The sequence below is a fragment of the Achromobacter pulmonis genome (assembly GCF_902859765.1).
Classification (GTDB): domain Bacteria; phylum Pseudomonadota; class Gammaproteobacteria; order Burkholderiales; family Burkholderiaceae_B; genus Achromobacter; species Achromobacter pulmonis.
Genome location: NZ_CADIJV010000020.1, coordinates 80,818 through 101,329 on the forward strand (window position 1 = coordinate 80,818; position 20,512 = coordinate 101,329).

Consider the following 20,512-nt stretch of genomic DNA (forward strand, 5'->3'; position numbering starts at 1 on the left):
GGCGGGCCGGGTGGCGCCGCCCGCGGCTTGCGGCGCTTACTTCTCGATGTAGACGTCGTCGAACGATTCGTTCAGGCCGATGGCCGTCTTGACCAGGTTCTTGACGTTGGCGCGATACAGCGTGGGGAACTCCATGTCCACCAGGAAGCCGTTGGCGACTTCGTTGACCAGGGTGGTCTGCAGCTTGCTGTAGATCGCCTGGCGCTTGGCCGGATCGACCTCGGAGGCGGCGGCTTCCCACTGCTTGTCGGTCTCGGGGTTGCTGTAGCCCTGCACGTTGGCGAACGGCGATCCCTTGACGATGTTGGACGAGATGTACAGGCGCTGCACGCCCAGCGCGGGGTCGCCGTACTGGTAGGTGAAGTTGGTGGTCAGGTCGAAGTCCCAGTTGCCGGTGCGGCTGGCCCAGCCGCCGGCGTCGGTCGATTCGAGATTGACCTTGAAGCCCAGCTGTTCGAGCGCCTGCTTGGTGTATTCGCCCAGGCGGTCCCAGGTCGAGCCATACGGGAAGCTCAGTTGGCGGATGGTGTAGTCCTCGGGCTTGATGCCCGATTCCTTGATCAGCGCGCGCGCCTTCTTCATGTCGAACGGCAGGGGCGGCATGTTCTTGTCGTAGAACATCTCGGTCGTCACGAAGGGGCTGGTGGCCACCTTGCCCAGGCCAAAGAAGATGTTGTTGACCACCATCTTGCGGTTGAGCGCGGCCATCACCGCCTGGCGCACCTTGACGTTGTCGAAGGGCGGCTTGCGCATGTTGAAGATCAGGTAGGCCTGGGGCGAGAACATTTCCCAACCGGCGGTGGTGTACTCGACCTTGGGCAGCGCGCGCAGGCGCTTGATGTCGACGTTGTCGACGTCGCCGCCGCGCAGCACGTCGACGCTGCCGCGCTCGAACGCCACCGCGCGCGAGGCCGCGTCGGGAATCACGTTGAACACCAGTTCGTCCAGGTAGGGCTTGCCCGGCTTCCAGTAGTCGGGGTTGCGCACCAGCTTGATGTATTCGCCGCGCTTCCATTCCTTGAACATGAACGGGCCGGTGCCGATCGGCTTCTGGTTGGCCGGATTGGTCATGTAGTCGGTGCCGGCGTAGATGTGCTTGGGCATCATCGGCGCGAAGCCCGGTTCGAACATCAGCATGAACGCCGGGAACGGCGTCTTCAGCTTGATGACCACGGTTTTCGGATCGGTGGCCTGCACCGAGGCGACGAACTTGTTGAGAATCACGCGGGCCCGCGCATGGGTCTTGGGCAGCATGTCGGCCAGCGAGAAGACCACGTCGTCGGCCGTGAACGGCTTGCCGTCATGCCATTTGACGTTGTCCTGCAAGTGGAAGGTGTAGGTCAGGCCGTCGGGCGACGCTTCCCACGATTTGGCCAGGCCGGGTTGCGGCTTCAGGTCGGTCGAGTAGGTCAGCAGGCTTTCATAGATCTTGCCGGCGACGAATTGCGTCGGGCCCTGCTGGTTGATGGCCGTGACGATCACGGGCGGCTCGGGCTGGACGATCATGTTGAGCGTACCGCCCTTGGTCTGGGCCAGGGCCTGCGTGGCCGGCAAGGCGGCCGCCAGAACCAGGGCGCCGATGCTGAGGGAGAACCAAGTCTTCGATTTCACTGCGAGCCTCCAGGCTGGAAGAGGGTTGTCAGGTGGCCGCCTGTCACACGGCACGTGCCGGTAGTGATAAGCAAACCTCGTGCCACCTGTTTCTCGGGGAACTGCGGGGTGGAGCTGCTACAACAATGCTACGTATGGGTGCAGATGCGGCGCCGCGCACCAATGCGGCGATAGACTGGGTGCATGCGCGGCACGCTATCGGGTGATGTCTATCCAGGTGGTTTTCAGGTCGCTGTACTTGTCGAGCGCATGCAGCGATTTGTCGCGGCCGAAACCCGATTGCTTGACGCCGCCGAACGGCACGGTGATGTCGCCGTCGGCATAGCAATTGACCCAGACCAGGCCGGCGCGCAGGCGCCGCGACAGCCGGTGCGCGCGCCCCAGGTTGGCGGTCCAGAGCCCGGCGCCCAGGCCGTACGCGGAATCATTGGCCAATGCGATGGCCTCGTCCTCGGTATGGAAGCGTTGCGCCGCCAGCACCGGGCCGAAGATCTCCTCGCGCAACAGCGGGCTGGATGCGTCGGTGCAGTCGAAGATGGTCGGCTCGATGTAGAAGCCGCCACTGTCGCCGTGCAATTGGCGGCCGCCGACGCGCAGCGTGGCGCCTTCGGCCTGACCGGCCGCGATGCGGGCCATGACCGCGCGCGTCTGGCGCTCGTCGACCATGGCGCCCAGGGCCGTGGCCGGATCGAGCGGATTGCCTGGCCGCATCTCGGCGGCGTGCCGGGCCACTTTCTCCATGAACGTGTCATAGATGGCATCCTGCACGTACAGGCGCGAGCCGGCGATGCAGACTTCGCCCTGGTTCGAGAAGATTGCCAGCGCGGCGATCAGCGCGGCGTGGTCCAGGTCCGGACAGTCCTCGAACACGATGTGGGGCGACTTGCCGCCACATTCGAGCCACACGCGCTTCAGGTTCGATTCGCCCGAATAGCTCATGAAGCGCTTGCCGGTGGCGGTGGAGCCGGTGAAGGCCACGCAGTCGACGTCCGGGTGCAGGCCGAGCGCGCTGCCGGCGACCGGGCCGGTGCCGGGCACGACGTTGAAGACGCCCGCGGGGATGCCGGCCTGCTCGGCCAGCGCGGCCAGCCGCAGCGCGCTCAAAGAGGATTGCTCGGCCGGCTTGAGGATCACGCTATTGCCCGCGGCCAGAGCCGGCGCGACTTTCCAGGCGGCCATCAGCAGCGGGTAATTCCACGGCACCACGGCCGCCACGACGCCCAAGGGTTCGCGCGTGACCGTGGCCAGCGCGTTGGCGCCGGTCGGCGCGATCTCGTCATAGCGCTTGTCGATGGCTTCGCCGTACCAGGCATAGCAGTGCGCGGTCTCGGGCAGGTCGAAGGCCAGCGCGTCGCGGATCGGCTTGCCCATGTCCAGGGTCTCGATCAGCGCCAGTTCCTCGGTGTGCTCGCTGATCAGCTGACCCAGCCGAATCAGGCGAGCCTTGCGTTCGCGCGGCGCCAGGCCGGACCAGATGCCGGCTTCGAAGGCGCGGCGGGCGGCGGCCACGGCGCGGTCGACGTCGGCCGCGCCACAGGCGGCCACGTCGGCCAGCTTGCGGCCGTCGATCGGGCTGGTGGCCGCGAAGGTGGCGCCGTCGGCGGCGTCGACATAGGCGCCGTCGATGTAGGCCTGGCCGCGCAGCGTCAGCGCGGCGGCGCGGGCTTGCCAGTATTCGAGGGTATGCAGGGTCATGACAGGGTCCTCGTCGTTTCAGCGCGCGGCGTTGGCGCGGGCCACCATGGCATCGAGCAGCACATTGCAGCCGGCTTCGAGGTGCGCGGGTTGCGCATCTTCGATTTCGTTGTGGCTGATGCCGTCCTTGCATGGCACGAAAATCATGGCGGTGGGCGCCACCGCGGCCATGTAGACGGCGTCATGGCCGGCGCCGGTGACGATGTCCATGGCCGGCAGGCCGCGCTGCGCGGCGCCCTGGCGCACCTTATCCACCAGGTCGGGATCGAAGGGGGTGGGGCGGAAGTACTGCACGTCCTTTACGTCCACCTGCACGCCGTACCGCTCGGCGATATCACGGCAGGCTTGGCGCCATTGCTGGTCCATGTGCGTGAGCGTGGCTTCGTCTTCGTGGCGCAGGTCGGCGGTCAGGCGCACCTGGCCCGGGATCACGTTGCGCGAACCGGGGTGGGCGTGGATCTCGCCCACCGTGCCGCGCCCGTGCGGTTGGTGGGCGTTGGCGATGTCGATGACGGCCTGCACCAGGTAGCTGGCGGCGTACAGCGCGTCGCGGCGGATGCCCATGGGCGTGGGGCCGGCGTGCATCTCCATGCCGGTCACGGTGATGTCGTACCAGCGCAGGCCGAGCGAACCGGTCACCGCGCCGATCACTTTTTCTTCATGTTCCAGAATCGGGCCCTGTTCGATGTGGGCCTCGAAATAGGCATCCACCGGGCGGCCGCCAACGGGGTCGGGGCCGGCGTAGCCGATGGCCTGCAGCTCATCGCGCACCGTCAGGCCCTTGGCGTCGCGCGCGCTCAGCGCGGTCTCCAGCGGGAATTTGCCGGCGAACACGCCCGAGCCCATCATCACAGGCACGAAGCGCGAGCCTTCCTCGTTGGTCCAGATGGCCAGTTCCAGCGGCGCCTCGGTCTGCACGCCCGCGTCGTTCAGCGTGCGCATCACTTCCAGGCCGGCCAGCACGCCGAAGCAGCCGTCGAATTTGCCGCCGGTCGGCTGCGTGTCGATATGGCTGCCGGTCATCACCGGCGGCAGGGCGTCGTTGCGGCCGGCGCGGCGCGCGAAGATATTGCCCACCTGGTCCACGCGGATCGTCAGGCCGGCGTCGCGCATCCAGCCGGTGACCAGATCGCGGCCCTGGCCGTCGAGCGCGGTCAGGGCCAGGCGGCAATTGCCGCCCTTGGGCGTGGCGCCGATCTCGGCCAGATCCATCAGGGATTGCCAGAGCCGGTTGCCGTTGACGGACAGGGTAGTAGTCATGGGGAGCCTCGTTCGGGTTAGTGGGCGGCGGCGTTGCGCGCCAGCGCCGCCTCGCGGATAGCGGTAAGCGTCTGGCCGGGGGCGATGCCGTCGGCGTCGTAGCGGATTTCCAGCAGCGCGGGGCGCCGTTCGCGCTCGGCGTAGGCCAGCGCGCGGTCGAATGCCGCGGCGAAATCCTCGGTGCGTTCGACGGCCTCGCCATAGCCGCCGTAGCCGCGCACGATCTGGGTGAAGTCGGGGTTCTCGAAGCCCAGCGCGATCGGGCGGCCGGGGAATTCGCGCTCCTGGTGCGCGCGGATCGTGCCCCACATGCCGTTGTTGAACACCAGCACCACGATGCCCAACCGGTACTGCTGGGCCACGCCCAACTCCTGCAGGTTCATCTGGAAGCAGCCGTCACCGGCATAGCAGACCACGGTCTTGTCCGGGTGCTCCAGCTTGGCCGAGACGGCCGCCGGCAGGCCATAGCCCATCGACCCCACGGTCGGCGCGAGGCTGGTGCCCAGACCGGTGAACTGGCGGTAGCGGTGCGGATACAGCGCGTAGTTGCCTGCGCCCACCGTAATGCAGGCATCCGGGGCCAGGCGCTGGTTGACCTGCGCGGCCACGGCGTCCAGACCCAGCGGGCCGGGCGCTGGCAAGGGCTTGAGCGAATCCAGGTATTCAGCGTGAGCCGCCCGCACGGCCGCGGCGCGCGGCGTGGCGTGGGCCGGTTGCAGCGTCGCCACCGCCTGCGCGAAGCCGGCGACGCTGGCGGCGATCGCCTGGGTCGGGGCGAAGACGCGGCCCGGCTCCTGCGGATCCGGGTAGACGTGGATCAGCGCCTGGCGTGGCAGCGGGCTCTCGATCAACTGATAGCCTTCGGTGGTGGCTTCGCCCAGACGCGTGCCGACCGCCAGGATCAGATCGGCCGCCTTGATGCGCGCGCGCAGCGCTTCGGTCATGCCCCAGCCCATCTGGCCGGCGGCGTTGGGATGGCGCTGGTCGAAGCATTCGAGCCGGCGCCAGGCCGTCGCCACCGGCAGTTCGAAGCGTTCGGCGAACGCGGCGATCTGCTGGATCGCGCCGGGATTCCAGCCGCTGCCGCCCAGCACCATCACGGGCCGCTCGGCCTGGTCTAGCAATTGACGCATGCGTTCCAGGTCTGACAGACCGGGGCTGGCGGCGACGCGCTGGTAGCGAGGCATGTCCGCCACCGCGGCGGTGCCCCACAGCGTGTCTTCCGGCAGCGCCAGCACCACCGGTCCGGGACGGCCGCTGGTGGCGGTGGCATAGGCGCGCGCCACGAATTCCGGGATGCGGTCGGTGCGGTCGATCTGTGCCACCCACTTGGCCATCTGGCCGAACATGCGGCGGTAGTCGATTTCCTGGAAGGCTTCGCGCTCGTAGAAATCGTTGCCGACCTGGCCGACGAACAGGATCATGGGCGTCGAGTCCTGGAAGGCGGTGTGCACGCCGATGCTGGCGTTGGTGGCGCCCGGGCCGCGGGTGACGAAACAGACGCCGGGTTCGCCGGTCAGCTTGCCGTAGGCCTCGGCCATGTAGGCCGCGCCGCTTTCCTGCCGGCAGACCACCGGTTCGATGGCGTCACGGTGCTCGTTCAGCGCGTCGATGCAGGGCAGATAACTTTCACCGGGGATCATGAAGATCCGGCGCGTGCCGTGGATGCGCAGTTGCTGCATCAGGATCTGGCCGCCGTTGCGCAGCGGGGGGGATACAACCGTCATGCAAACACTCCCGGGGGGGGGGGCTGGCCGCGCAGGGCGCGGGCTGGGGTTCGTGGCAAGGCAAGCGGCGGCCGGCGCCGCCGGGACGAAGGCGGGCGGGGCCTAGATGTCGGGCCGGATGCTCCCGTCGTCATCGCCGAAGTCTTCCCGCAGCCGGGCCAGGATGCCGATCAGGTGCGCATGCATGGCGTGGCGCGCGCGGATCGGATCGCGCGCCAGGATGGCGGTCAGGATGCGCTGGTGCTCGGCGTGGGCCACCGCCCATACCTTGGTATTGACGAAGTAATCCTGCATGCGGCTGAACACCGGGCTGGCCAGGCTCAGGTTCCACAGATGGGCCACCGTGGCGGCCAAGGCCGCGTTGCCGCAGGCGGCGGCGATGGCGCTGTGGAATTCGCGGTCATGCCAGCCTGGCGCGTCGGTCAGCGACATGGCCTCATGGGCCGCGCGGATGGCGGCGATCTGCGCCGGGGAACCTTGCTGCGCGGCCAGCGCCGCGCACTCGGGTTCGATCAACATGCGCGCTTCGAGCAGGTCGAAGGGGCCGATGTCGTCCTGGATGGCCGCAGACGCGCCGCCTGGAGCGGCGGGGGCGGCTTCGCGGCTGGCCGTGACGAATACGCCGGTGCCCACCCGCACCTCCACGTAGCCCTCGATCTCCAGGGCGATCAGCGCTTCACGGATCGAGGCCCGGCTCACCTGCAATTGTTCGGCCAGCTCGCGCTCGGAAGGCAAGCGGCCGCCGCGCGGAAAATCGCCCGCGCGGATGCGCCCGGCGATCTGGTCGGCGATCATGCGATAGAGGCGGGTGACGGCGACGGCTTGGAAGGTGCTCATGGCGGTACTGCAAAATCTTGGTCAGGTGGTCAGGCCACCAATATAGGTATCTTGTCGTTGAAATAGAAGCGAAATTCAGGGAATAAAGGGAAAACGATCAGAGGGATTTCCCGTCTTCCTATCTGGTGGTCAGGCCAGTTGTCTGGTGATCGATGAGGCCGAATGCGAGGCGGGAGGAGGCGTTCAAGCGTGGCAGGGCCACGGCAAGGCCGGAGGACCCGGCGCCGCGGGGGCTTGTCCTGCGGGCCGGCCCGGTGGAATCGGCGCGGCGGCAGTGAGAGAAACGCGCCGGGCGGGCCGCGCGGCGCATGCGCGGCGCCCAAAGGTCAAGCGGCGCCGTGCGTTGACGGCGCACGCGGCGCCGAAGGGATCAGGCGTCAGCGCCCGGTTCGGGGGTCTGGGTGAAAGCGCGCACCAGGCGCGCGATGCCCTCCAGCTCGTCATGCGCGCCAACCGCCCATTCGGGCTTTTCAAAGGGGCTGTCCGACGGCGCATCGTCCAGGTTGGCCTTCAGGTCGCCCAGCAGTTCCAGGGCCATGTCGGTGGCTTGCGGGCTGCCGCGGGTGGAAAGGGCGATGGCGATCGCCAGCGCCTGGCGCAGCGCAAGCAGGCGTCCGTCGAGTTCGGTATCCACGGGGAATGTCCTTGTCATGGGGAAATGTGGGCATTTTACGGGGCATGGGTCTCGGTTCCGCCCCGCGGCTGCCGGCGGCGCGGGACCGGGTCCGGCGGCCGTGTCACGCCTGGCGCGTTGCGTCCTCGCAGCAGGCGCCGGCCACGTTTGCGCCAGATCAACCCCCGCGGGTCGGCGCAGGCGAATAATTCGAGGTATGCAAGCCACCCTCAGCCCCTCAGTCGCCGACCCGTCGGCCGCCGCCGAACCTTTCTTTCCCCCCCAGTTGCTCGCGCGGCTGGACAAGAACGGCCCCCGCTATACCTCATATCCCACTGCCGACCGCTACCACCAGGCGTTTGGCCAGGCCGAGTATCGCCAGGCCCTCGGGCAGCGGCGCGCGGCCTGTACGCCGGAACCGTTGTCGCTCTACGTGCATATCCCGTTCTGCGATTCGGTTTGCTATTACTGCGCGTGCAACAAGGTCGTGACCCGCCATCACGACCGCGCGGCGCGCTACCTGGATGCGCTGGCGCGGGAAATCGCCCTGCACGTGGCCGAGTTGGGGCCGGGCATGCCTGTGTCGCAGCTGCATTTCGGCGGCGGCACTCCGACCTTTCTTGCCGATGAAGAGCTTGATCGACTGATGGCGGACCTGCGCGCAGCCTTCCGCTTCGAGCCCGACGCCGAGATCTCCATCGAGGTGGACCCCCGCACGGCCACGCCGCAGCGCCTGGCAACGCTGCGCGCACTGGGCTTCAATCGGCTCAGCTTCGGCGTGCAGGACTTCGACCCCAGAGTGCAGGTCGCCGTGCATCGCGTGCAGTCGTTCGAAGAGGTGCGCGACCTGATGCAGAGCGCCCGGGCGTTGGGCTATGCCTCGATCAACGTCGACCTGATCTACGGCCTGCCGCTGCAGACCACGGCGTCGTTCGCGCGCACCATCGAGCAGGTCAGCGCATTGCGGCCCGACCGTATCGCGCTCTACGCCTACGCCCACCTGCCCGAGCGCTTCAAGCCGCAACGCCGCATCAATCCGGAGGATCTGCCCGACCGCGCCACCCGGGTCGGCCTGCTCAGCGCGGCCATCGAGGGGTTCCTGAAACAGGGCTATACCTACATCGGCATGGATCATTTCGCGCTGACCACGGACGCCCTGGCGATCGCCAAGCAGCGCGGCCAATTGCATCGCAATTTCCAGGGCTACAGTACCCAGCCCGACCGCGACCTGGTGGCGCTGGGCGTGTCGGCCATCGGCCGCATCGGCAATACCTACAGCCAGAACGCCAAGGATCTGGACAGCTATTACGCGGCCATCGAGTCGGGCCATTTCGCCGTCGAGCGGGGGCTGGCGCTCAATGCCGATGACCTGGCGCGACGCGACGTCATCATGGACATCATGTGCCAGGGCAGGGTGGACTTTGCCGGCGTCGAGGCGCGGCATGGCTTGCGGTTTGGGGACTATTTCGGGCCGGAGCTGTCGCAGGTGGCCAATCTGGCCGAACTCGGCCTGGTCAACCTGCGTGCCGGCGAATTACGCGTAACCGGCCTGGGCTGGTATTTCGTCAGGGCCGTGGCCATGACCTTCGATGGCTATCTGCGCAACGCCAGCACGGCGGCCAGCTATTCGCGCATCATCTGACGGGCCGGCCGCCCAGGCGGGCAGCCGGCGAAGCCGGACTGCGGCGCAGGCCTATTCGGCGAATTTCTCGCGCAGGAACAAGGCCAGCGCCAGGTCGTCGGACAGTTGCAGCTTGCGCATGGCGCGGCGCTTGTGGGTGCTGACGGTCTTCTTGCTGCGCTTCAGGCGCGCGGCGATCTGAGTCACCGACATTCCCTGGCTGATGTGGCGCAGGACCTCGACCTCGGAGGTGGTCAGCATCGCGTGGGGCGGGCGCGGCGACAGGGGGCGGATCTTGCCGTCGTGCACCGAGAGGAAAGGATCTTTCTTGCTGAGGACGCCGTGGATCATCTCGGGCAGCAGCAACATGCCCCATTGCTTGGCCAGGTAGCCGTTGGCGCCGGCGCGATACGCCGCATACTGGGTTTCCTGGCGATTGCCCGCCGAGAAGGTGATGATCGCCAGGTTGGGGTGATAGCGCCGCAGGCGGCGCAGGTAATTGACGCCATCCCAGGGTTCCTGGGGCAGGTAGAAATCGATCAGGGCCACGTCGCAGGGCGTGCTGGAGAGCTTGTCCAGCAGCCGGCTGGCCGAGGTTTCCTGGTGGATGACACGAAAGCCGGGCCGGGCATCCAGGTAGGCGCCCAGGCCCAGCGCCACGACGGGATGGTCATCGAGGATCGCCACCCGGATGACAGGGGGCGGCCGCGACAGCAGCAGGTGCTTGCGGGAATTGGGGCGGTCACCTGCATCGTGGGAGCGCGGCTCGGCAGAGGCGGCGGCATCCGGCGCTGAGGCAGTATTCATCAAGACTCCACAGAATGGACGGGAAAACGTCGGTAAAAAGGGTGTGCGCCCGAAGGCTGCTGGGACTGCACACTCGCCGTAACCAGTCCGAAATTCGAGTGTGAAGCTTATGGTCTTACGGCGTCGTATTGCCCAAAACTAAACATGAATCAGACAAAACTACGTTTGTGATACCGTGATGCGACGTTAATCCCGGCCATGCTTTGACTGGCGTGGCGAGGAATAAAATCGCGTCGATATTCCGGCCCGGCGTTCGCTGGCCGGTGGCGCAAGACAGGCAAGGCGGTGGGCAGCGCATGTCCAAGAAGATTCTGATACTAGGCAGGGATGGGCAATTGGGTTTCGAACTGCGGCGCAGCCTCGCGCCGCTGGGCCGCGTGGCGGCATTCGGGCGCGCCGATTGCGACCTGACCTATCCGCTGCAGATCGCGCGGCTGGTGCGCCGCGAGAAGCCGGACATCATCGTCAATGCCGCGGCCTACACGGCCGTCGAGCGCGCCGAGGAAGACACCGTGCGCGCCATGCGCATCAATGCCGAGGCGGCGGGCGAACTGTCGGCCCTGGCGGCCGAGCGCGGCGCGCTCATCGTCCACTATTCATCGGACTACGTGTTCGACGGCGCCAAGGCCGGTCCCTATGACGAGTGCGACGCGCCGGCGCCGCTGAACGCCTATGGCCGCAGCAAGCTGGCCGGCGAGCGGGCGGTCTGCGCCATGAACCCGGCGCACCTGGTGTTGCGCACATCGTGGGTCTACGGCGTATTTGGCAACAGCTTCCTCAAGACCATGTTGCTGGCGCTGCGCCAGCCAGAAACGCTCAGGGTGGTGAGCGACCAGCGCGGCGCCCCGACCGGCGCCGCCTACATCGCCGATGCCACCGCGCTGATGCTGGCCCGCTACCTGGCGCGGCCGGCGCATGCGGCTTTCCCGTTCGGCCTGTATCACCTGGCCGCCACCGGCGATGCCAGTTGGCATGAGTACGCCTGTTTCATCGCGCAGCAGGCGCGCCGCGCCGGCTTGGCCGTCACCCTGACGCCAGGCGACATCGTGGCGGTGCGCTCTGACCAATATCCCGCCAAGGCGCGCCGGCCGGCCAATTCGCGGCTCGACAGCCGGCTGCTGGAACGCACTTTCGGTATCCTCGCGCCGCATTGGGAGGACGGTGTGAGACACGCGTTGGCCACGATTGCGGATAGCCGCAATCTGGCCTGAAGCCGTCACGGGCCGCCGCTGTCGCGCAAATGTCACGAGATAGGCGCAAAGGGTGCTACAATCGGCAACGATAAGCTCCACCGACCGCGCTTCAATCGCACCGGTGGCGCGGCACCAAGTCCACCCTCAAGGCCCAGGCACCATGTTTTTCCCGCTGGCACGAACTACGACCCGGAACTTTCGCCCTATGTCGCGTTAGTTTTTCGTGCGTCGGGTTTCACCGTGTCAGGTCAGCGGTAGGACTCAGCAAGACAACCAGATAAACGCGGCTACCAGCCGCGTTTTTCGTTTCTGAATTTCGATTTTTCCCCAAGAACCCCAGGAAGCACTCCCGATGGTACAGATCACATTGCCCGATGGTTCGCAGCGCCAATACCCGGGGCCGGTCACGGTCGCCGAGGTGGCGCAGTCGATCGGCGCGGGATTGGCCAAAGCCGCCTTGGGCGGCCGCGTGACCTTTGACGGCGCCGACCCCACGCTGGTCGATACCAGCTACCGCATCGAGGGCGACGCCCGCCTGGCCATCGTGACCGCCAAGGACGCTGACGGCCTGGACATGATCCGCCATTCTACGGCGCACTTGCTGGCCTACGCCGTCAAGGAATTGTTCCCCGACGCCCAGGTCACCATCGGCCCGGTGATCGACAACGGTTTCTACTACGACTTCTCGTACAAGCGCCCGTTCACGCCCGAAGACCTGACCGCCATTGAGAAGAAGATGGCCGAACTGGCCAAGAAGGACGAGATCGTCACGCGCGAAGTCTGGTCGCGCGACGACGCCGTCGAGTTCTTCAAGGGCATCGGCGAAAAGTACAAGGCGGAGATCATCGCCTCGATTCCTTCGAACGAGCCGCTCAGCCTGTATCGCGAAGGCGAGTTCATCGACCTGTGCCGCGGCCCGCACGTGCCGTCCACGGGCAAGCTGAAGGTCTTCAAGCTGATGAAGGTGGCCGGCGCCTACTGGCGCGGCGACAGCAAGAACGAGATGCTCCAGCGCATCTACGGCACTGCCTGGGCCACCAAGGAAGAACAGGAAGCCTACCTGCACATGCTGGAAGAGGCCGAGCGCCGTGACCACCGCAAGATCGGCCGCGAACTCGACCTGTTCCACTTCCAGGACGAAGCGCCCGGCCTGATTTTCTGGCACCCCAAGGGCTGGGCCCTGTGGCAGCAGGTCGAGCAGTACATGCGCTCGGTCTACCGCGACAACGGCTACCAGGAAGTGAAAGCGCCGCAGATCCTGGACATCTCGCTCTGGAAAAAGACCGGCCACTGGGACAACTACCGTGAAAACATGTTCACGACCGAGTCCGAGAACCGCGTCTATGGCCTGAAGCCGATGAACTGCCCGGGTCACGTGCAGATCTTCAATGCCGGCCTGCATTCCTACCGCGAGCTGCCGCTGCGCTACGGCGAATTCGGCCAGTGCCACCGCAACGAACCGTCCGGCTCGCTGCACGGCATGATGCGCGTGCGTGGTTTCACGCAGGACGACGGCCACATCTTCTGTACCGAAGAGCAGCTCCAGGACGAATGCGCCGACTTCACGGCCCTGTTGCAGAGGGTCTACCGCGACTTCGGCTTCACCGAGGTGCTGTACAAGGTCGCCACGCGTCCGGAAAAGCGCATCGGTTCGGACGAGGTCTGGGACACGGCCGAACAGGCCTTGATGGAAAGCCTGCGCCGCACTGGCTGCGAATTCGAGATCTCCCCCGGAGAGGGCGCGTTCTACGGCCCCAAGGTCGAATACACGCTGAAGGACGCTATCGGCCGCCACTGGCAGTGCGGTACGATCCAGGTCGACTTTTCCATGCCTGTGCGCCTGGGCGCCGAGTACGTGGACCAGAACGACCAGCGTCGTCCGCCCGTGATGCTGCACCGCGCCATCCTGGGTTCGCTCGAGCGTTTCATCGGCATGCTGATCGAAAACCACGCCGGCGCGATGCCGCCCTGGCTGGCGCCGGTGCAGGCCGTGGTGTGTTGCATTTCCGAACCTTCGGCCGATTATGCGGCCGAAATCACGCAAAGCCTGAAAAAACAAGGCTTTAGGGTCGAGTCCGATTTGCGCGGTGAAAAAATCACTCGTAAAATTCGGGAGCACAGCCTGCAGAAGGTGCCGTACATCCTCGTCGTCGGCGACAAGGAGAAGCAGAACGGCACCGTCGCCGTACGCGGATTGGGCGGTCTGGACCTCGGTGCCATCGCGTTCGACGACTTCGTCGCCCGCCTGTCCGAAGACGTATCCACCCGCCGCGACGTCAATCAACCCGATGGCAGCGCTGCTTAACATTTCTAGGAGCTTTCAACATCGCCACTGAAAAAGCCAATCGCATCAACGGTGAAATCCGCGTCCCCGAGGTGCGCCTGATAGGTCTGGACGGAGAACAGCTGGGCATCGTCAAGATCGCCGACGCGTTCCGTCTTTCCGAGCAAAACGACGTGGATCTGGTGGAAATCGCGCCGAACGCCGAGCCGCCGGTCTGCCGTTTGATGGACTACGGTAAGTTCAAGTACCAAGAGCAGAAGCGCCAAGCCGAAGCTCGCTCGAAGCAGAAGGTCATCCAGGTCAAGGAAGTCAAATTCCGTCCGGCCACCGACGAGGGCGACTACCAGGTCAAGCTGCGCAATCTGCGCCGCTTCCTCGAGGAAGGCGACAAGGCCAAGGTGACCCTGCGATTCCGTGGCCGTGAAATGGCTCACCAGGAACTGGGCATGCGGGTACTTGAGCGGGTGCGCGACGATCTGCTGGAACTGGCCCAGGTCGAAGCCATGCCGAAGCTCGAAGGCCGTCAGATGGTCATGGTGCTGGCGCCCAAGAAGAAGGCTCCCCCCGCGGGCAAGCCGGAATCGGCGGCGTAAAGCTCCTGCCGGCCTTTCCTTCTGGATAGGCCTGGCCGTTCCTTCCCGCGACCCGCCGTCCAGCCCATGTTCGGCGGGTTCGCTTATTGGGCGGCTCTGCGCTACGATGTCATTGATAGCCGCCTTCCCGAAAGGGAAGGCGGCGTACGTTCGGGGTGTCGCGATGCATGTTTTGTTCGTTTTGGATCCCTTGCCGCTCTTGAAGGCGTACAAGGACAGTTCTGTCGCCATGATGCGTGCCCTGGTGGTGCGCGGCCATACGCTCAGTGTGGCCATGCAGGGCGATCTTTACATCGAGGCCGGCACGGTCAAGGCTGTCACCACGCCCATCGAGCTGGTGGAAGGCGCCGACCTGCACGGCCACGACTGGTGGCGCGAGTCTGCCTCCCAGGACCTGCCGCTGGCCGATTTCGGCGCGGTGGTGATGCGTAAAGACCCGCCTTTCGACATGGAATACGTGTATTCCACCCACCTGCTCGAATACGCCCAAGCGCAGGGCGCCAAGGTGTTCAACGGCGGTGCGGCGATCCGCAACCATCCCGAAAAGCTGGCCATCACCGAGATCAGCGAGTTCACCGCGCCGACGCTGGTGACGCGCAACATGGCGCGCCTGAAGGCCTTTCACGACAAGCACCACGACGTCATCGTCAAGCCGCTGGACGGCATGGGCGGCACTGGCGTGTTCCGCCTGCAGCCCAAGGACCCGAACCTGAACGCCATCCTGGAAACGCTCACCGACAACGGCGCGCGCACCATCATGGCGCAGCGTTACATTCCCGAGATCGTCAAGGGTGACAAGCGCATCCTGTTGATCGGCGGCGAGCCGGTCCCGTATTCGCTGGCGCGCATCCCGCTGGCCGGCGAAACCCGCGGCAACCTGGCCGCTGGTGGCCGGGGCGTGGCGCAGGAGCTGTCGCCGCGCGACCGCGAGATCGCTGAGGCCGTCGCGCCCAAGCTGGCCGAGCGCGGCCTGCTGCTGGTCGGCCTGGATGTCATCGGCGACTACGTCACCGAGGTCAACGTCACCAGCCCCACCTGTTTCGTGGAGATCGCCGAGCAGACCGGTTTCGACGTCGCCGGCATGTTCGTCCAGGCGCTGGAAGAGGCCGTGGCCACCGGGGCCATGACGGCCGCCGATGCCGCGGCCGCCGCCTGAATCGCCGGAACCAGCCATGACCACGGGTATCGTCATTGTGGTGCACGCGCCCCTGGGCGCGGCGATGCGCGAGTGCGCCAGCCACGTCATGGGTAACCTTGACGGCATGTTGGCAATCCACGACATTCAGCCCGAGGACCGGCCCGACGATCTGGCTCCGGCCGTGCTCAAGGACATCCTTGAGCAGGATCACGGCGGCGGGGTGCTGGTGCTGACCGACCTGATCGGTGCCACGCCCGCGAATATCTCCAAGCGGGCCGTGGCCGACGCGCAGGCGCAGGGTATCCAGTGCTGCGTACTGGCGGGCCTGAACACCCCCATGCTGCTGCGCGCGCTGACCTACCGGAATCTCTCGTTGGCCGAGACACGCGAGAAGGCGCTCGCGGGCGGGGTGCAAGGGGTATTGCGGGTAGACTGACGGGCAGGAATTTGTCCTATATTTCGGCTAATATTTCAAGCCGACGAGCGCTTGGACAATTTGCTGCAATCACCAACTGCGGTGTGATGCCGCGGTCATCATAATTCCTATGCCTAATAAAGACATTGTCATCAGCAATAAATTGGGTTTGCATGCGCGGGCGGCCGCCAAACTGACGCAACTTGCCAGCAAGTTCTCCAGCGAGATCTTCATCTCCCGGGGCGCGCAGCGTGTCAATGCCAAGAGCATCATGGGGGTCATGATGCTGGCCGCCGGGTTGGGCGTGACGGTCAAACTGGAGGCCTCCGGCAACGATGCCGAACAGGCGCTCTCCGAAATTGAAACTCTGTTCGATAGCAAATTCGGTGAACAGGAATAGCAGCGCTTCCGAATCCGCCGGCCCGGACATTGTCCGGGCCGGCATGTCCGCGGGCGCTACCGCGGTCGATACGCATGACGGGGCTGGCTCTGCCAGCCCCGTTATTTGTTTGTACGGCAAGGGTGTGGCGCGCGGCTACGCCATCGGCCGCGCGGTGGTCATGGGGGCGGCGGCGCTGGAAGTGGCGCACTACCGCATATCGCCCGAGGACGTGCCGGCCGAAAGCCGCCGCCTGACCGAGGCGCTGGCCTCGGCCCAGCAGGAACTGCTGCAATTGGCCGATACCCTGCCGGCCGATGCGCCGCGCGAGCTGGGCGCCATGCTGAATGTGCACAGCCTGTTGCTGGGCGATCCGCTGTTGGCCGAACAGACGCTGGCGCTGATTGCCGAGCGGCACTACAACGCCGAATGGGCGCTGACCACGCAGGGCCAGATCCTGGGCCAGCAGTTCGACGCCATGGAAGACGAGTACCTGCGCGAACGCGGCGCCGATGTGCGCCAGGTGATCGAGCGGGTGCTGCATGTGCTGTCGGGCACGTCCGTGATCCTGCCGGACATGTCGCACATGGGCGGCGACGAGGCGCTGGTGGTGGTGGCGCATGACATTTCGCCAGCCGACATGCTGCGCCTGCGCGGCGGACGCTTCGCCGCCTTCGTCACCGACCTGGGCGGGCCGACCTCGCATACCGCCATCGTGGCGCGCAGCATGGGGGTGCCCGCCGTGGTGGCCATGGGCAATGTGCGCGAGTTGGTGCGCGACGGCGACATGCTGATCATCGATGGCGCCGCTGGCGCGGTGGTGGTCAATCCGTCGAAACGCATCATGCAGGAATACCGCCGTCGCCAGGCCGACTATGCCGACGAGCGCGCCGAACTGAGTCTGTTGCGCGATGAGCCTTCCGTCACGCTGGATGGCATCGACATCGTCCTGCATGCCAACATCGAACTGCCGGAAGAAGCGGCGCTGGCGCTGGCCTCGGGAGCGCACGGCATTGGCCTGTTCCGCAGCGAGTTCCTGTTCATGGGGCGCCCGGATCTGCCGGGCGAAGAAGAGCAGTACGAGGCCTACTCGTCCGTCGTGAAGGTGATGGCGGGCCGTCCGGTCACCATCCGCACGTTGGACATCGGCTCGGACAAGACGCTGGATGGCGAGGCTACCGTGGCCACCAATCCGGCGCTGGGCCAGCGCGCCATCCGCTATTGCCTGGCGCGTCCGGAGATGTTCGCGACGCAGTTGCGCGCCATTCTGCGGGCGTCGGCCCACGGGCCGGTGCGGCTGCTGATCCCGATGATCGCGCACATGCACGAGGTGGTGGCGACGCGGGCGGCCATCGAGTCGGCGCGGCGCGAACTGGATGCGCGCGGCCAGCCCTACGCGGCGCACATGGAAGTGGGCGCCATGGTCGAGGTGCCGGCCATCGCCATCGCCATCGAACCCTTCGCGCAGGCGCTGGATTTTCTCTCGATCGGCACCAACGACCTGATCCAGTACACGCTGGCCATTGACCGCGGCGACCATGACGTGGCGTCGCTCTATGACCCCTTGCATCCGGCGGTGCTGCGGTTGATTGCCCACACCATCAACGCGGGCGAAAGAGCGGGCAAACCGGTAGCCGTGTGCGGCGAAATGGCCGGCGATTCGCGCATGACGCGTTTGCTGCTGGGCTTGGGGTTGACCGAATTCTCGATGCACCCGCAGCAGCTGCTGGACGTCAAGCGGGAGGTGCGCCGCGCCCATTCCAATGCGTTGCGCGTGAAGGTCGCCAGCGCCCTGAACCGGGCCTTGCCGGTGGATCTGGATACCCTGGACCTGTGACCCGGGCGGCGGCCCGCGAGGCCGTGCCCCGCATCAAGAACCCGGCGCACGCGCCGGGTTTTTTCTGGGGCGAGCAGGGCGGGCCCGGGCGCTTGGCCGCCAGCGGGCCGAAAAAAAAGCCCCCTGGCTGGCAGGGGGCTTGCTGTTGCCGTCCGCGCCGTGGCGCGAGGCGGAATTAGCTGTGGTAGGCCGATTCGCCGTGGCTGGTGACGTCCAGCCCTTCGCGTTCCTGGTCTTCCGGCACGCGCAGGCCGCACAGGGCGTTGGCGATCTTGTAGGCGATCCAGGCGACCACGCCCGACCAGACGATGGTCAGCAGCACGCCTTCGAGCTGCACCCACAACTGGCCCATGATCATGCCAGGTTCGGCCAGGCCGGGGCCGCCCAGTACCTGGGCGTTGAAGACGCCGGTCAGCAGGGCGCCGACGATGCCGCCCACGCCGTGCACGCCGAACACGTCCAGCGCGTCATCCGCACGGAGCAGGCGCTTCAGGCCATTGACGCCCCACACGCAGACCACGCCGGCAATCACGCCGATGATGAGCGCGCCAACCGGGCCGACCAGGCCGGCCGCGGGGGTGATGCCGACCAGGCCGGCAACGGCGCCGGAGGCGGCACCCAGCATCGAGGGCTTGCCCTTGATGGCCCATTCGGTGAACAGCCAGGCCAGCACGGCGCCAGCCGTGGCGATCATGGTGTTGAAGAAGGCCAGGGTGGCGTTTTCGTTGGCGGCCAGCGCGGAGCCGGCGTTGAAGCCGAACCAGCCGACCCACAGCAGCGCGGCGCCGACAAACGTCATCGGCAGGTTGTGCGGCTGCATCGCTTCACGGCCATAGCCGACGCGCTTGCCGATCACATACGCGCCCACCAGGCCGGCGACGCCGGCATTGATGTGCACCACGGTGCCGCCGGCGAAGTCCAGCGCGCCCTTGGCGTTGAGCAGGCCGGGCGCCGTTTCCGAAGCGAACCAGACCATGTGCGCGATCGGCACGTAGGCGAACGTGAACCAGATCACCGTGAACACCAGCACCGCCGAGAAGCGGGCGCGCTCGGCGAAGCTGCCCACGATCAGCGCGCAGGTGATGCCGGCGAACGTGGCCTGGAACGAGGCGAACAGCAGTTCGGTCAGCGAGTTCGACATGGCGTACTTGCCATCGGCCGGATTGAACATCCCGGAGAAGAACGCACGCGAGAGGCCGCCGAAGAACGCGTTGCCTTCGGTGAAGGCGAGGGAATAACCGTAGATGAACCAGAGGACCAGGCCCAGCACGAACGTGCACATTACTTGCAGCAGCACCGACAGCACATTCTTGCTGCGTACCAGGCCGCCATAGAACATCGCCAGACCGGGTACGGCCATCATCAATACGAGGAGGGTAGAGACGAGCAACCAGGAGATATCTGCTTTATCCATTTTCAGGCTCCAATGAGTCTTTCTTATTTGTCTACAGCGCAGCTTCGCCGGCTTCGCCAGTCCGGATACGGATCACTTGTTCAAGGGGGGCGGCGAAGATCTTGCCGTCACCGATCTTGCCGGTGCGGGCGGCTTGCTCAATGGCTTCGATGACCTGGTCGACAAGGTGGTCGGGCACGGCGGCCTCGACACGCAGTTTCGGCAGGAAGTCGACGGCGTATTCGGCGCCGCGATAGAGCTCGGTATGGCCCTTCTGGCGCCCGAATCCCTTCACTTCGGTAACGGTGAGGCCCTGGACGCCGATCCCGGATAGAGCCACCCGCACTTCGTCGAGCTTGAAGGGCTTGATGATGGCGATGATGAGTTTCATGGCATTTCCTCTCATGGTTGCACGTTGGCATCGTCCATCAAGCAAATTCCATGCCATATGGTGTGACGCCCGGAAGGCGGGCGGGCAGGCGCTTTGGTTGTGCCTGATTGCACCAATATAGTGCGTCATGCACCAGGAGTCAGCATCAATGCGGTGCATGGCGCGGTTGTGGTGAGGAATGCAACGGGATATGTTTTGCCGCCGCCATTTGTTGCGAGTTGATGCCGGCCTGCCCGCATGTCGGCACGCTTGCTGGCGTTGACGCGGCTGGCGTCCGGGCACAGGCCGCCGGCCGCCGAGCGTTGCGGGCCGGGCTTCGCGTGCCAGATATCGATGTGACCGGTAGCCGGCAGATGCGTCGGAGCAGGGCGTAAAACGGGGGCGGGGCGTGATACGAGGGTTTACACGGATGAGCTTGTTGCGAACGGTGGGCTGAAGAAGAATCAAGTCCAGTTCATTGCGGTATGCGGGCCTGGTCGGGTTGCGGCAATTGGGATCTGGCGCCGCGGCTCTCTGAATACCAAGAACCAATAAAGGATAGAGGCATGAGGACGATCCAAGCCAAGGCCTGCATCATGCTGGCGCTGGCCGCCGCGCTGGCCGGCTGCAACAAGAGCGATGAGGCGGTGGCGCCGCCCGCGGCATCGTCCACGCCGGCGCCCTCCGCTACGCCGCCGGCTGCCCCGCCGGCGGCCAGCACGCCGCCCGCGGCTGTGAC

17 protein-coding genes are annotated in these 20,512 nt (G+C 66.0%); 8 read left to right on the forward strand and 9 right to left on the reverse strand.

Annotated features, from left to right (window positions below; translation table 11 throughout):
* Positions 1–36: 36 nt before the first annotated feature.
* The 6 genes from HV701_RS17140 to HV701_RS17165 form a co-directional block, all read right to left on the reverse strand.
* Positions 37–1,611 carry an ABC transporter substrate-binding protein gene (locus HV701_RS17140; RefSeq protein ID WP_175134220.1) on the reverse strand — a complete coding sequence of 525 codons (1,575 nt, stop codon included), beginning with the start codon at positions 1,609–1,611 and terminating at the stop codon, positions 37–39.
* Between the two features lie 195 nt (positions 1,612–1,806).
* Positions 1,807–3,306 carry an aldehyde dehydrogenase gene (locus tag HV701_RS17145; protein WP_175134221.1) on the reverse strand — a complete coding sequence of 500 codons (1,500 nt, stop codon included), beginning with the start codon at positions 3,304–3,306 and terminating at the stop codon, positions 1,807–1,809.
* Between the two features lie 18 nt (positions 3,307–3,324).
* Positions 3,325–4,566 carry a Zn-dependent hydrolase gene (locus tag HV701_RS17150; RefSeq protein ID WP_175134222.1) on the reverse strand — a complete coding sequence of 414 codons (1,242 nt, stop codon included), beginning with the start codon at positions 4,564–4,566 and terminating at the stop codon, positions 3,325–3,327.
* A 17-nt stretch (positions 4,567–4,583) separates the two neighbouring features.
* Positions 4,584–6,293, reverse strand: coding sequence for a thiamine pyrophosphate-binding protein (locus HV701_RS17155; RefSeq protein ID WP_175134223.1), 1,710 nt, complete (start codon positions 6,291–6,293; stop codon positions 4,584–4,586).
* A gap of 102 nt (positions 6,294–6,395) precedes the next feature.
* Entirely contained in the window at positions 6,396–7,130 is a 735-nt protein-coding gene (locus HV701_RS17160; protein ID WP_175134224.1) for a FadR/GntR family transcriptional regulator, read from the reverse strand.
* Positions 7,131–7,500: 370 nt separating this feature from the next.
* Positions 7,501–7,764 carry a hypothetical protein gene (locus HV701_RS17165; RefSeq protein ID WP_175134225.1) on the reverse strand — a complete coding sequence of 88 codons (264 nt, stop codon included), beginning with the start codon at positions 7,762–7,764 and terminating at the stop codon, positions 7,501–7,503.
* A gap of 196 nt (positions 7,765–7,960) precedes the next feature.
* Between HV701_RS17165 and hemN the strand changes: the two genes are divergently transcribed.
* Positions 7,961–9,385, forward strand: a complete 1,425-nt coding sequence (gene hemN, locus HV701_RS17170) for an oxygen-independent coproporphyrinogen III oxidase (protein ID WP_175134226.1) — start codon at positions 7,961–7,963, stop codon at positions 9,383–9,385.
* Between the two features lie 51 nt (positions 9,386–9,436).
* On the opposite strand, the gene HV701_RS17175 is transcribed toward hemN, so the two are convergent.
* The gene (locus tag HV701_RS17175) at positions 9,437–10,171 is read right to left on the reverse strand and encodes a response regulator transcription factor (RefSeq protein ID WP_175134227.1); all 735 of its coding nucleotides are present in this window, start codon (positions 10,169–10,171) and stop codon (positions 9,437–9,439) included.
* Positions 10,172–10,467: 296 nt separating this feature from the next.
* On the opposite strand from HV701_RS17175, the gene rfbD reads away from it, so the two are divergent.
* The 7 genes from rfbD (at position 10,468) to ptsP (ending at position 18,010) form a co-directional block, all read left to right on the forward strand.
* Positions 10,468–11,382, forward strand: a complete 915-nt coding sequence (gene rfbD / locus HV701_RS17180; RefSeq protein WP_175134228.1) for a dTDP-4-dehydrorhamnose reductase — start codon at positions 10,468–10,470, stop codon at positions 11,380–11,382.
* A gap of 334 nt (positions 11,383–11,716) precedes the next feature.
* Positions 11,717–13,669, forward strand: coding sequence for a threonine--tRNA ligase (gene thrS / locus HV701_RS17185; protein WP_175134229.1), 1,953 nt, complete (start codon positions 11,717–11,719; stop codon positions 13,667–13,669).
* Between the two features lie 20 nt (positions 13,670–13,689).
* Complete coding sequence (infC, locus tag HV701_RS17190) at positions 13,690–14,241, forward strand: translation initiation factor IF-3 (protein WP_175134241.1); 552 nt, start codon at positions 13,690–13,692, stop codon at positions 14,239–14,241.
* 163 nt (positions 14,242–14,404) lie between these two features.
* The gene (gshB, locus tag HV701_RS17195) at positions 14,405–15,397 is read left to right on the forward strand and encodes a glutathione synthase (RefSeq protein WP_175134230.1); all 993 of its coding nucleotides are present in this window, start codon (positions 14,405–14,407) and stop codon (positions 15,395–15,397) included.
* A 16-nt stretch (positions 15,398–15,413) separates the two neighbouring features.
* Positions 15,414–15,815, forward strand: coding sequence for a PTS sugar transporter subunit IIA (locus HV701_RS17200; protein ID WP_054432359.1), 402 nt, complete (start codon positions 15,414–15,416; stop codon positions 15,813–15,815).
* 109 nt (positions 15,816–15,924) lie between these two features.
* Positions 15,925–16,194, forward strand: a complete 270-nt coding sequence (locus HV701_RS17205; protein ID WP_175134231.1) for an HPr family phosphocarrier protein — start codon at positions 15,925–15,927, stop codon at positions 16,192–16,194.
* Positions 16,195–16,303: 109 nt separating this feature from the next.
* Positions 16,304–18,010 (forward strand): phosphoenolpyruvate--protein phosphotransferase, encoded by a 1,707-nt coding sequence (gene ptsP / locus HV701_RS17210; protein WP_276529852.1) that lies wholly within the window; start codon positions 16,304–16,306, stop codon positions 18,008–18,010.
* Between the two features lie 175 nt (positions 18,011–18,185).
* On the opposite strand, the gene amt is transcribed toward ptsP, so the two are convergent.
* Both amt and HV701_RS17220 read right to left on the reverse strand, forming a co-directional pair.
* A complete protein-coding gene (amt, locus tag HV701_RS17215) occupies positions 18,186–19,424 on the reverse strand; it encodes an ammonium transporter (RefSeq protein WP_175134232.1) in 1,239 nt (412 codons plus the stop codon).
* Positions 19,425–19,455: 31 nt separating this feature from the next.
* Positions 19,456–19,794: a P-II family nitrogen regulator gene (locus HV701_RS17220; protein WP_006218735.1), complete on the reverse strand. Its 339-nt coding sequence runs from the start codon at positions 19,792–19,794 to the stop codon at positions 19,456–19,458.
* Positions 19,795–20,512 lie beyond the last annotated feature (718 nt).